Origin of the sequence: Flavobacterium cryoconiti (assembly GCF_048158645.1) — a bacterium.
GTDB lineage: Bacteria > Bacteroidota > Bacteroidia > Flavobacteriales > Flavobacteriaceae > Flavobacterium > Flavobacterium cryoconiti.
The window spans coordinates 190,461-204,129 of record NZ_JBLNKW010000001.1 but is presented as its reverse complement, the minus strand read 5'-3'; the positions used below and the strand labels follow the sequence as shown (position 1 = coordinate 204,129).

Annotated in this window: 9 protein-coding genes; 6 read left to right on the top strand and 3 right to left on the bottom strand. The window is 34.9% G+C overall.

What is annotated here, in order from left to right; translation table 11 throughout:
• Positions 1-169 precede the first annotated feature (169 nt).
• Together ACM55H_RS00820 and ACM55H_RS00815 are read left to right on the top strand one after the other, a co-directional pair.
• On the top strand, positions 170-1,780 hold the full coding sequence (locus ACM55H_RS00820; protein WP_416834696.1) for a S8 family peptidase: 1,611 nt from the start codon (positions 170-172) through the stop codon (positions 1,778-1,780).
• A 63-nt stretch (positions 1,781-1,843) separates the two neighbouring features.
• Positions 1,844-3,718, top strand: coding sequence for a M1 family metallopeptidase (locus ACM55H_RS00815; protein WP_416835088.1), 1,875 nt, complete (start codon positions 1,844-1,846; stop codon positions 3,716-3,718).
• Between the two features lie 111 nt (positions 3,719-3,829).
• On the opposite strand, the gene ACM55H_RS00810 is transcribed toward ACM55H_RS00815, so the two are convergent.
• Positions 3,830-5,083, bottom strand: a complete 1,254-nt coding sequence (locus tag ACM55H_RS00810) for a DUF418 domain-containing protein (protein ID WP_416834695.1) — start codon at positions 5,081-5,083, stop codon at positions 3,830-3,832.
• A gap of 264 nt (positions 5,084-5,347) precedes the next feature.
• Positions 5,348-6,286, bottom strand: coding sequence for an L-threonine 3-dehydrogenase (locus ACM55H_RS00805; RefSeq protein ID WP_416834693.1), 939 nt, complete (start codon positions 6,284-6,286; stop codon positions 5,348-5,350).
• 222 nt (positions 6,287-6,508) lie between these two features.
• On the opposite strand from ACM55H_RS00805, the gene ACM55H_RS00800 reads away from it, so the two are divergent.
• The 4 genes from ACM55H_RS00800 to ACM55H_RS00785 all read left to right on the top strand — a co-directional run bounded on the left by ACM55H_RS00800 (position 6,509) and on the right by ACM55H_RS00785 (position 12,536).
• Positions 6,509-7,126: a hypothetical protein gene (locus ACM55H_RS00800; RefSeq protein ID WP_416834692.1), complete on the top strand. Its 618-nt coding sequence runs from the start codon at positions 6,509-6,511 to the stop codon at positions 7,124-7,126.
• Positions 7,119-10,484, top strand: a complete 3,366-nt coding sequence (mfd, locus tag ACM55H_RS00795; RefSeq protein WP_416834691.1) for a transcription-repair coupling factor — start codon at positions 7,119-7,121, stop codon at positions 10,482-10,484. The genes ACM55H_RS00800 and mfd overlap by 8 nt, the downstream gene beginning before the upstream one ends.
• 82 nt (positions 10,485-10,566) lie before the next feature.
• Positions 10,567-11,496 carry a helix-turn-helix domain-containing protein gene (locus tag ACM55H_RS00790; RefSeq protein WP_416834690.1) on the top strand — a complete coding sequence of 310 codons (930 nt, stop codon included), beginning with the start codon at positions 10,567-10,569 and terminating at the stop codon, positions 11,494-11,496.
• 272 nt (positions 11,497-11,768) lie between these two features.
• Positions 11,769-12,536 carry an SDR family NAD(P)-dependent oxidoreductase gene (locus tag ACM55H_RS00785; RefSeq protein ID WP_416834689.1) on the top strand — a complete coding sequence of 256 codons (768 nt, stop codon included), beginning with the start codon at positions 11,769-11,771 and terminating at the stop codon, positions 12,534-12,536.
• Between the two features lie 239 nt (positions 12,537-12,775).
• On the opposite strand, the gene ACM55H_RS00780 is transcribed toward ACM55H_RS00785, so the two are convergent.
• A complete protein-coding gene (locus ACM55H_RS00780) occupies positions 12,776-13,663 on the bottom strand; it encodes a PorP/SprF family type IX secretion system membrane protein (protein ID WP_416834688.1) in 888 nt (295 codons plus the stop codon).
• Positions 13,664-13,669: the final 6 nt, after the last annotated feature.

Below are 13,669 nucleotides of genomic sequence, written 5' to 3'. Positions count from 1 at the left end.
TAAATGGAAGGGCAGATTGTCCTTCCATTTTTATTTTGAACAAGATAAAAATACCCTTTAATATTCATTTCTTTGCTTTCGAACAAATCTTAATGGAGTGTTAATCCATTTAAATTCTGGGACAAAAAAACATAATTTAGGCCCCACATTTAATTTTAAAAATTTATAAATGAACCATATTAAGCCAATTTACTATTCAGCCGTTGCTTTTTTTGCAATAGTGGGATGTACTGCTCAAAAACAAGTTTCTAAAACTACTGTACCTACAACAGTAAGTGCGCCGTTAATTATTAAGAAAGTTGCCCCTATAAGTGAAACTGATTTAAAACGTTGGAGTCATTTAGATTTAGTGAAAGATACGATTCCCGGAATGAGCGTCGATAAAGCGTATGCCGAATTATTGAAAGATAAAAAAGGAGTAAAAGTTATCGTGGGGATTGTAGATTCAGGAGTTGATATTGATCACGAAGATTTAAAATCAGTGATTTGGACCAATACCAAAGAAATTGCCGGAAACGGAATTGACGACGATAAAAACGGGTTTGTAGATGACATTCACGGTTGGAATTTCCTTGGTGATTCAGGATTTGAAAATTTAGAGATGACCCGTATTCTAAAAAAAGCAGATGATGGATCAGTAACATATAAGAATGCTAAAGCAGATTATCAAAAAAAATATGACGAAGCTTTAGAAGGAAAACAACAAGTAGATTTTCTTTTGAATACGAATAAAGCAATCCAAACGTATTTAAAGAAAGATGATTACACACTTGAAGAATTGAATGCAATCGTTAGTACTGATGAAACTTTGAATAGATGTAAAATGATTATGACTCGCGTTATCGGGCAGTCAGGGCCAAAATTTGCCGCTGATATCGAAGAGTATAGAAAGTATATTTACGACCAGTTGAATTACAATTTGAATAAAGAATTTAACGGAAGAAAATCAGTTGGAGACAATCCAGATGATATAAATGACAATAAATATGGAAACAATGTTGTTTACGGACCGGATAAAGAAGAAGCGCTGCACGGAACTCACGTTGCCGGAATCATTGCTCAAGTAAGAAATAACAATTTGGGTGGAGACGGAGTTGCAAATAATGTTGAAATTATGGCCGTAAGAGCCGTTCCTAATGGGGATGAATACGATAAAGATATTGCTTTAGCGATTCGATATGCGGTTGATAATGGTGCTAAAGTAATTAACGGAAGTTTTGGAAAAAGCTATTCTCCACATAAGCAATGGGTTTTTGATGCTATAAAATATGCTGAAAAGAAAGATGTTTTATTCGTTCACGCATCTGGAAATGACGGAAATGATATTGATTTAGAAAAAAACATCAATTTCCCAAATGATTCTGAAGACAACAAAATAGAGTTTGCTAAAAACGTACTTACTGTTGGAGCCTTGAACAATGTATATGGAGAAGCGGTAGTTGCGCCATTTTCTAATTATGGAAAAATCAATGTAGATGTGTATGCTCCGGGAATGGAAATTTATGCATCAGTGCCAAATAATAAATACAAATATGAACAAGGAACCTCAATGGCTTCACCAAATGCGGCTGGTGTTGCTGCATTAGTTCGCTCGTATTATCCTAAATTATCTGCCGTTCAGGTAAAACAAATTTTGATGGATTCAGGAACACCACTTCCTGAAACGATAGAATTGGGAGAAACTCAAGAGAAAAAATTAAATGCTGAAACTTCAAAATCAGGAAAAATGATCAATGCTTATAATGCTTTGATTCTAGCTGAAAGAATGTCTAAAAATTAAATTCAAATAGGTATTAATCTAATGGGAGAGCTTTTGCTCTTCCATTTTTTATTATAAAAAATGATGCGAAAACTCCTTTTACTATCTTTTATCACACTTAATTTTAGTGTTTTATTGGCACAAAGTTCCACGTATTGGCAACAACATGTTGATTATAAAATGGACGTCACGATGGATGTGAAAAATTACCAATACAAAGGAAAACAAGAATTGGTGTACACCAATAATTCTCCAGATACTTTGAAAAAAGTATATTACCATTTGTTTAATAATGCTTTCCAACCCGGAAGTGAAATGGATGCCAGAATTCAAAGTATCAAAGATCCGGATGCCAGAATGGTCAATAAAATAAAAGTTGACGGCAAAGAGGTCAAAGAAAGCCGAATCAAAACTTTGAAACCTAACGAAATTGGGTATTTGAAAATCGCTAATTTCAAGCAAGATGGAATTGTCGCTTCTGCAAAAACGGTAGGAACGATTCTTGAAGTGACTTTGGCAAGGCCAATTCTACCGAATTCAAAAACTACTTTTACGTTGGATTTTGATGGTCAAGTTCCAGTTCAAATTCGTCGTTCCGGAAGAAATAATGTGGAAGGAATAGAATTATCAATGGCGCAATGGTATCCAAAAATAGCCGAATTCGATTTTGAAGGCTGGCATGCAGACCCTTATATCGCAAGAGAATTTCAAGGTGTTTGGGGAAATTTTGATGTAAACATTACGATTGATAAGGATTACACTTTAGGAGGTTCCGGATATTTGCAAAACCAAAACCAAATTGGACATGGATATCAAGATGCTGGAGTTACCGTAGTTTATCCGAAGAAAACAAAAACATTGACTTGGCATTTTATAGCGCCAATGGTTCATGATTTTACTTGGGCTGCTGATAAAAATTACATACATGATGTAGTTAAAGGACCTAACAATGTTGATTTGCATTTCTTGTATAAAAATAATCCAAAGACGATGGAAAATTGGAAACAATTAGAGCCATTAATGGTCAATGTGATGGATTTTTATAACAAGAAAATTGGAGATTATCCATACAAACAATACTCCTTTATTCAAGGTGGTGATGGCGGAATGGAATATGCCATGTGTACGTTGATGCTAGGTGACGGAACTTTAAAAGGAATTTTAGGGACTGCAACGCATGAGTTGGGACATTCGTGGTTTCAACATGTATTGGCTTCAAATGAATCGAAACATCCTTGGATGGATGAAGGTTTTACAACCTATGTAGAGGATTTGGCATTAAATGAAATGGCAGTCAAAAAAGAAGAAAATCCATTCAAAGGAAATTATAAGGCGTATTATTCCTTAGTGGATTCTGGTAAAGAGCAACCGCAAACCACACATGGTGACCGTTATGATGAAAATAGACCTTATAGCATTTCGTCTTACGTAAAAGGTAGTATTTTCTTGTCTCAATTGGGTTACGTGATTGGACAGGATAATTTAGCCAAAACATTAAAAAAATACTACCAAGATTTCAAGTTCAAACATCCTACGCCAAATGATATCAAGAGAACAGCTGAGCGTGTTTCAGGAGCTAACTTAGATTGGTATTTAGTGGATTGGACTGAAACGACCAACACAATTGACTATGGGGTCAAAGATGTAAAAGAGAATGCCGATAAAACTATTGTAACATTAGAAAGAATAGGCAGAATGCCGATGCCAATCGATTTGACTGTGGAATATACGGATGGAACAACAGAAAGTTTCTACATTCCACTACGCATGATGAGTTTCGAAAAAGAAAATCCGAATCCAGCCGTAAAAAGAACGGTTCTGAATGATTGGGCTTGGGCGTATCCTACTTTTGAGTTTATAATTGCCAAACCGAAAACGTCCGTCAAGAAAATCACCATTGACCCAAGCGGATTAATGGCCGATGTGAAACAAACCAATAATGTTTATGAAATAAAGTAATTTTAAAAAGCCCTGAAAAGGGCTTTTTTATGCTTTGTTTTTTCTTATTTCACTTGGAGTTTTTCTAGTTGATGTCTTGTTTTTTGACTTTGGTCAAAACCATGAGACATGTTAAGAAAATTTGTGTTTTACTGTCTCTAAAGCGGATTCCTTTTTTTGATCATTATTTGAGTTTTCTTCAACTAAATGATTCCTTTTTTCTGCCTTTTTAAACGGAAATAATTTTCTGTAACTCAAGACCCTCCATAACCATTCGACGGGACCATAGTTGTATTTTGAAAGCCACCATTTGCTAATAAACAATTGAATAACAAATACCGAAACCGCCAATGTAAAGTAAAACCAATAAGGCATACTATTCGATATATTCAAGCCAATCCCTGAAAAAATAAATGCAGCAAGTATATTTTGCGTCATATAATTCGTTAATGTCATTTTTCCGGAAACCCTGAAATAATTGAAAATTGTTTTTAGTTTATTGTTAGAATATAATAAGCAAATTCCAGTTGCGATAAACAACATCGTGCTTAAAATTAACCAGTAAAAAGGGTTGAAATAGGTGAAAAAAGTAAGTTTGTTTGCCATTGCAATTTTTAAAAACACACCTAAAGAAAGCGCAGTAAATAGACTTATAAAAAGCGCGGTCTTTAATTGTTTTTTCAATTCATATAAACGATTAAAAAAATTAATTTTTTGAGCATAAAACCCTAAAAGCATACAAGCAAACATTACTATATGTGCCGTAATTGCATATCCCAGTACAATCATTTGTTCGTAATAACTTGCTAATAAATTAAATTCAAAGAAATCGAACCAGTTTCCGGAATAATATAATTTTAGATAGTCAGAGCTTGTTGAAATTTCAGGGTAAACCATTTTTATATTGTTGATGTAGGCAGCAATAAATGGAATCATTAAGAAAAGAAGTAAGGAAGTTATTAGAATTTTTTTTGTTGAGCTTTTATAAAACAGCAGTAGTACAAGACCCAAAAAGGCATAATCTTTCAAAATATCACCCAACCAAAAGGCGGAATCAATAAATGCAAATCCAAATAGCAGAATCATTCTCCAAGAAAAGAAGAAAACAGGATTTTTACCTTTATTGGTCACATTATTTATGAGAACAGCAAAGCCATAACCAAACAAAATCGTCAATAAAGTCCAAGATTTTGCAGAGAAAAAAATTTCATTTACTGCCCCAAGAATATGAGATAAACTGCTGTTGTCATTTGCGGAAGTAGGTAATCCAATATGGAAAAAATCCGAATAATTACCAAGGACAACTCCTAACAGTGCCCAACCTCTTAGGATATCGACAATAGCTGTCCTCTTATTTTCTTCAATTGGCTGAAAGGAATTTTTCATATAATTAGGTTTGATTTAAGTCTAATTTTTCTGGATGTAAATCAAAAGTAAGAAAAATAATAAGAACCAATTTTTTTTAATTCTAGTTTTTATTAAGCCCAAATAATGATTTTTTGGAAGAGGTTAAAGTGAATGGTTTTGCTTTTCTCAGTATTACAGATAACCTTAAAGGAGTACTGTTCCATTAAATGAAAAATGTCTGATTTAAAACTAGGCTCGTCACCTTAATTTTAAAATCAGACATTTTAAGCCAGAGAAAAAAGTCTATTTCAAATGCTCCAACATATCCACGGTCATGGATTCTAAATCAAATTCGTGTTTCCAGTTCCAATCTTTTCGAGCTTCAGTATCATCAATACTTGCAGGCCAGCTATCGGCTATTTTTTGACGAAAGTCAGGTTTGTATGTGACAGTAAAATCCGGAATGTGTTTTTTGATTTCGGCAGCAATCTCCGTTGGTGTAAAACTCATTGCGGCCAGATTATAGGAAGAATGAATTTTTATTTGTTCGACCGGTGCTTGCATAATTTGTATTGTTGCAGCAATTGCATCATCCATATACATCATTGGCATTTTAGTTTCAGAGGATAAAAAACATTCGTATGCTTTATCCGAAAGAGCTTTGTGGAAAATATCCACCGCATAATCCGTAGTTCCGCCGCCAGGAGGTGTAGACCAGCTGATTAAACCAGGATAACGAATGCTTCGCACATCAACGCCAAAAATATTGTGGTAGTATTCACACCATCTTTCGCCTGCTTGTTTGCTGATTCCATAAACCGTTGAAGGTTCCATAATGGTATATTGGGGCGTATTTTCTTTGGGTGTTGTTGGACCAAAAACAGCAATGCTCGAAGGCCAGAATATCTTTTTTATTTTTTTTGCTTTCGCCAAATTCAAAACGTGAAACAAAGAATTCATATTCAAATCCCAGGCAAAAGCAGGGTTTTTCTCGGCAGTAGCCGATAATAACGCTGCCATAAGATAGATTTCATCGATTTGATGAATCTCAACAAGGTGCTCAATCTGATTAAAATCCAAGGCATTTACCACTTCAAATGGACCCGAATTGACAACATCATTATTCAGTTTTCGAATATCAGAAGCAATTACGTTTTCTGTTCCATATATTTTTCGCAACTTATGGGTAAGTTCCGTTCCAATTTGTCCGCAAGCGCCTATAATCAATATTTTAGTACTCATTTTGTCTGTTTTGAAATACAAAGATAACGTTTTCGTAAATAACACAAATTTGATATAAAAAGTTATAAATTTACTAAAATGGTATTTAAAATGAGTGTAAAATTCTTAATTTTTGTTTTTTTAAATATAAAAAGAGCTTCAAGGATATTAGATTGTTATTCCTATGTTGTAATTCGTAATTGTAAATTTACTTTGTAACTTTGTACTTTAATTCAAATTCAAATGATAAACAAAATAGTGGTCTTCTTTTCTCTGATTTTTATCTTGTTTTCGTGTCAAGATGATAGTCAAAAACGGATTGCCGAAAATAAGAAAGAGATCAAAAAAAAAGAAGTCATATTTAAAAACATAGAAAAAGGCTGGGTTTTTTATGACACACCTATAACTGAGGCTTCAGAGAAAAGCATCGCTACCTGGAATGAATTGCGAATGTTTTTGGCTGAATTAGCTCAAAAGCCTAAAAAAACCATTGGCGCTTTTCAACAAAAAGCGAAAGCACTTTCTAAAAAGGCAATGGCTTTGAATGATAATGTTCCTTATAATTTTAGTAAACCTCAGATAAAAAGTAGAATTTCGACCTTAATCACTAAGGTTCGAATGCTGGATTTATTCATTCATCTGGATAATGTTCCTGATAAAAAAGTGACGCGGTTAGTTGCTGAAATTAATTTGGAATTAGTTTCCTTACAAAGACAAATGGATAAAATTGTAGAAAAAGGTAAAATTCCAGTCGAAGAAGGAGAATCTGACTTGTTGAAAATGATGGATGCTTCAAGAGCAATTCCTAATACGCCAGCACCTAATACACCAATCGACCCAAATATGCCACGCGTTGAGTAAAAAAGCCTTATATAACACCTACGATAATTCGCCAAAAACCCAGCAAATTGTTGCTCGTTTATTGGGAAATAATCAAGTAAAAATGCATCTTTCCGGATTACTCGGATCGGCGCTTTCCTTTGTAATTCGTTCCGTTTTCAAGAAATCGGAACTTCCTTTTTTGGTTGTTTTAAACAATAAAGAAGAAGCCGCCTATTATTTGAACGACCTCGAACAGATGGTTGGCGACCAAGATGTTTTGTTTTATCCCGGTTCCTATCGTCGTCCGTATCAAATTGAAGAAACGGATAATGCTAATGTTTTGCTTCGCGCCGAAGTCCTTAACAGAATCAATTCCCGTAAAAAACCGGCCGTTATTGTTACCTATCCAGAAGCATTATTCGAGAAAGTGGTGACCCGAAAAGAATTGGATAAAAACACATTGAAAGTTGCTGTTGGCGACAAGATTTCCATCGATTTTATCAACGAAGTATTATTCGAATATGAGTTCAAAAGAGTCGATTTCATTACGGAACCCGGAGAGTTTTCGGTTCGTGGAGGAATTGTTGATGTATTTTCATTTTCGAATGATAATCCGTACCGAATTGAGTTTTTTGGAGACGAAGTAGAAAGCATCCGTACATTTGATGTTGCGACGCAATTGTCTATTGAAACGCAAAAAAAGATTACCATAATCCCAAATGTGGAAAACAAAGTTTTTCAGGAAAACCGAGAAAGTTTCTTGGATTATATTTCGGAGAAAACCGTTATTTTTATTCAGAATACCGAAGATTTTTTATCACAATTAGACAAGCAATTTGGCAAAGCCGAAGAAGCTTTCGCAAAATTGTCGCAGGAAATAAAGCGTTCAACACCGGAACAATTGTTTTTGAATCAAGCGGAATTTATAAAAAGAGCGTTGGATTTCTCGATTGTAGAATTGAGTTCAAAACCTATTTTTAGAACTGCCAAAAAATTCGAATACCACATTCAGCCGCAACCGTCATTCAACAAACAGTTCGATTTGTTGTTGAATAATCTGAATGAAAATCATTTCAACGGCTACAAGAATTATTTGTTTTGTTCCAATGATGCCCAAGCCAAACGATTTCATGATATTTTTGAAACGTTGGATGAAGCCAATTCTGAAAACATCAGAAAACAATACCATACCGTTGTTTTGCCTTTGTACCAAGGATTTATAGACGAAGAAAACCAAATAACCTGTTACACGGATCATCAAATTTTTGAGCGCTATCATAAATTTAGCATCAAAAATGGCTATTCGAAAAAACAAAATATCACTTTAAAAGAACTAACAACTTTGTCCGTTGGCGATTATGTGACGCATATCGATCATGGAATCGGGCGGTTTGGAGGTTTACAAAAAATACAAGTCGAAGGAAAGACACAAGAAGCCATCAAGCTCGTTTATGCCGATAATGATATTGTGTATGTGAGTATTCACTCGCTGCACAAAATTTCAAAATACAACGGAAAAGACGGAACGCCGCCCAAAATTTACAAATTAGGTTCGAATGCCTGGAAGATTTTAAAACAAAAAACCAAGGCGCGCGTCAAACATATTGCATTCAATTTGATTCAACTGTATGCCAAGCGACGATTAGAAAAAGGATTCCAGTTTGCACCCGACAGTTATTTACAAAATGAACTGGAAAGCTCGTTCATTTACGAAGATACGCCGGATCAAACCAAATCGACGGCGGAAGTAAAAGCCGATATGGAAAGTGATCGTCCAATGGATCGATTGGTTTGTGGGGATGTGGGTTTTGGAAAAACCGAAGTTGCCATTCGTGCGGCTTTCAAGGCGGTGGATAACAGCAAGCAAGTTGCGATATTAGTTCCTACGACCATTTTAGCGTACCAACATTATAGAACTTTTACCGAACGATTGAAAGACATGCCGGTTTCTGTTGGCTATTTGAACCGTTTTAGAACAGCGAAACAAAAAGCGGAAACCTTAAAATTATTAGCCGAAGGAAAACTGGATATTGTTATTGGAACGCATCAATTGGTCAACAAAAATGTCGTTTTCAAAGATTTGGGATTGTTGATTGTGGATGAGGAACAAAAATTTGGTGTCAACGTAAAAGACAAACTCAAAACCATTGCTGCCAATGTTGATACATTGACATTGACAGCAACACCAATACCGCGAACCTTGCAATTTTCATTAATGGCAGCGCGCGATTTATCAGTGATTACAACGCCACCACCTAATCGTTATCCTATTGAAACGAACGTGGTTGGCTTTAGTGAAGAGTTAATTCGGGATGCGATTTCGTATGAAATTCAGCGTAATGGACAGGTTTTCTTTATCAATAATAGAATAGAAAATATCAAAGAAGTGGCTGGAATGATTCAGCGTTTGGTACCAAATGCCAGAGTTGGAATTGGTCATGGCCAAATGGAGGGAAAAAAACTGGAAGAATTGATGTTGGCTTTCATGAATGGAGAATTTGATGTTTTGGTGGCCACAACCATTATCGAAAGCGGTTTGGATGTCCCTAATGCGAATACAATTTTTATTAATAATGCGAATAATTTTGGATTGTCTGATTTGCATCAAATGCGCGGTAGGGTGGGGCGTAGCAATAAGAAAGCGTTTTGCTATTTTATTTGTCCACCGTATTCTGCGATGACAGATGATGCCCGAAAACGAATTCAAGCTTTGGAACAATTCAGTGAATTGGGAAGTGGTTTTAATATTGCGATGAAAGATTTAGAGATTCGTGGTGCCGGAGATTTATTGGGAGGTGAACAAAGCGGTTTCATCAATGAAATTGGTTTTGATACGTATCAAAAAATTATGAATGAGGCTATTGATGAATTGAAAGAAAATGAATTCAAGGATTTGTATCCTGAGGAAAACAATTTGGAGACCAAAGAATACGTCAAAGACCTGCAAATCGATACCGATTTTGAGTTGTTATTCTCTGACGAATATATCAATAATGTTTCGGAACGATTGAGTTTGTACAATGAATTGGGCGGTGTGAAAAACGAAGAAGAACTCATCATTTTCCAGAATAAACTGATTGACCGTTTTGGCCCTTTGCCTCCACGAGCGAATGCTTTGATGAATAGTATTCGTATTAAATGGATTGCTACCCGTATTGGAATCGAGAAATTGGTGATGAAACAAGGCAAGATGATTGGGTATTTTGTGTCTGATCAACAATCCGATTATTATCAGTCGAATCGTTTTCATCAGGTGTTGCAATTCGTGCAAACACACAGTTCTATTTGTAAAATGAAAGAAAAACAAACGCCAGCTGGTTTAAGGCTTTTGTTGACTTTTGACAATGTAAAAAATACCAGGACTGCTTTGGAATTAATGGAGTTGTTGGGGAAGTAGTTTTTGAAATAAAAGCTTCAAGTATCAAAATTCGGAAAGTTTCATAAAATTTGTATATTTGATTTTTACAAATTCATTCGCAATGAAATTAAAATCAATAGACGAGTTTTACCAAGAAATCTCTGGAGACTCCGGTACGGAACCGAGCACATTATTGCCCAATGGAATCCAAAAAGAAATTGGTCATTTCAATGTTTTCAATATCAAAGAACTTTATGAAAGACTAAAAGATAAGTCTTTTATGCCTTATGACAGAAGAGCATATTACAAAATAAGTTTGATACGAGGAAAAAATAGAGTGGAATATGCAGACAAAGTAATTGATATTGAAAAGAATGCTCTTTTATTTGCCACACCAAAAATCCCATACAATTATGTTCCGCAAGACACACAACAGTCGGGACATTTTTGTGTCTTTACCAGTGAGTTTTTAACCAAGGACAAAAGCGGAATAGAATTAGACAAACTGCCTATTTTTCAAACGGATGGGTATCCTGTTTTCCAGCTTACGGATGAAGAAACAATAGAGATTGATTTATTATTCAAAAAAATACATAAAGAAATCAATTCGGATTATGTGTATAAATACGATTTGATTCGGAATTATGTTGCGGAGTTGATACACTTTGGACAAAAGCTGCAACCCATAACTGCCTTATATTCAAAACACAATTCGGCTGCCAGAGTTTCTTCCTTATTTATGGAATTACTCGAACGACAATTCCCAATTGAATCCCCTCGCCAAAGGTTAGAGTTGAAATCGGCCAAAGATTTTGCTGTCCGTTTGGCTATTCATGTCAATCATCTTAATAAAGTTTTAAAAGAGAACTCCGGTAAAACTACCACCGAGTTAATCAGTGACCGATTGATTCATGAAGCGAAGATTTTATTAAAAGAAACCGATTGGAACATTTCGGAAATCGCCTATTCACTGGGTTTTGAAGAGTTGGCACATTTCTCTAATTTTTTCAAAAAGCAAACGGCATTATCACCGTTGTCTTTTAGGGTTTAAATAAATTGAATCCTTTTAAATCTGCAGAATCTGCGTGCCAATTTATTTTTTCTTCACGCAGATTTTGCAGATTTCTATTTTGCTTTTTAAGAATTGCGTATTGAATAACAACACATTTAAGTACATAAACAGTCGACCTTAAATGAACTTGCATTCCTTATATGGTTAAAAAATCATGATTTGAATTTCGCAAACTCTGGATTGATATTTACAATTGACTAGCTTTACTTCTACACTAATTTTGCTGTATTAATTTAAAACAACTATTTAAGATGGAATCAAAGAGAAACAAAATAGCATTAGTAACCGGTGGAAGCCGCGGATTAGGGAAAGACATGGCTTTAAGCCTTGCCAAAAAAGGAATTGACGTAGTCTTAACGTACAACAGTAAGAAAGAAGAAGCGGAAGCTGTTGTAAAAGAAATTGAAAATTTGGGACAGAAAGCAGCGGCCATACAATTGAATGTTGCCGAAGTGAGTAGTTTTGAGTTGTTTTTTCAAAATGTAAAGACTGCTTTAAAAAACACTTTCGATGCAGAAAAATTTGATTTTTTAATTAACAATGCGGGCGTAGGTGTTCACGAAAGTTTATTGACAACGACTACAGCTCAATTTGACGATTTGGTAAACATTCAATTCAAAGGTCCCTTTTTTCTAACTCAAAAAGCTTTGGAAATAATGAACGATGGCGGTGGAATTGTAAATATTTCATCTGGATTGACTCGTTTTTCATTTCCGGGATATGGTGCTTATGCGAGTATGAAAGGTGCGATGGAAACATTGACAAAATACCAAGCTAAAGAATTGGGTGAAAGAAAAATCAGAGTAAATATAGTGGCTCCGGGCGCTATAGCAACAGATTTTGGCGGTGGTGTGGTTCGCGATAACGAGCAATTAAATCAATTTATTGCTTCGGTAACGGCATTGGGACGAGTGGGCTTGCCAGAAGATATTGGAAGCGTAGTGGCCTTTTTATGTACAGACGATGCAAAATGGGTGAATGCACAACGAATTGAAGTTTCAGGAGGAATGAATTTGTAATACCTAAATTATAAATTTAAATGCTTAGGTTATTTTTTATGTCATATAAGAGATGTAAATTCATTTAAGTTGATAATACAAAGGGGTGTATGAAATCAATTCATACACCCTTTTGTGTTTTTAAAGTAATTGTTTTTATATCATTATTTTATAATCACTTTTTTGGTAACGTCAAGATGATTCGTGTTAACATAAAAAACACCTCGTAAGAGGTGTTTAAAACTAAACCCAAATTATATTTAAAACTTATATTGTAGTAAAATCTCATTTGTATTTTTAGCACTGGCCATCGTTGAAATAGTGCTCATTTCATATGCATATCCAATGATGAATTTCTTGTTAAGAATAAAATTAGCCATTGCTGCATAGGCTTTATCTGTTCGATACAATGCACCAACTTCAAAATTATTCTGTATTTGCAACATGGTACTGAAATCAACAGAAAATGGGGCAGCAGTAACATACCTGGCCAACACAGATGGTTTTAATACTAATGTACCTGCTGGATTAAGATTAAAATCATAACCACCGCTTAGATAAACTCTAGGTTTGTTGGTTTCTACTGTTGCATATCCATTATCATTTTTTGCATTTTGGATATTTAATAATTTTGGAACCGAAAGCGATACATAGAATTTTTCGCTTTTTAATAAGGCACCCGCACCAAAGTTGGGATTAAAGGTGTGAATGGAACCAAAAGCAGGATCTGCTTCAACAGAATACAGTTCTAATCCGGCTGTATTTAGATTAAAATTAGTACCACCAGCGTTGATACCCAAATACAAATCGGTGCTTTGAGTCATTTTTACTTTATAAGATAAATTAATATCTACAGCCGTTTGTTTTTCTATAAAAGTAGAAGAATTGACTACAGCGATTCCAAACCCAAGATTATTTGCTATTGGCATTCCAAAAGAAACTGCCTGAGTTTTTGGTGCATTTGCAATTCCGCTCCATTGATTTCTGAGGGAACTTGTAATTACGGTTTGCTCATCGACACCTGCATATGCGGGATTGATAACATTCATGTGGTATTTGTAAAAAGCGAAAGAGCCTTCTTGTTGGGCAAAAACCGAACTACCAATTAAGAGTAGTGCGGCTGCCAATATATAATGTATTTTTTTCATGTTACT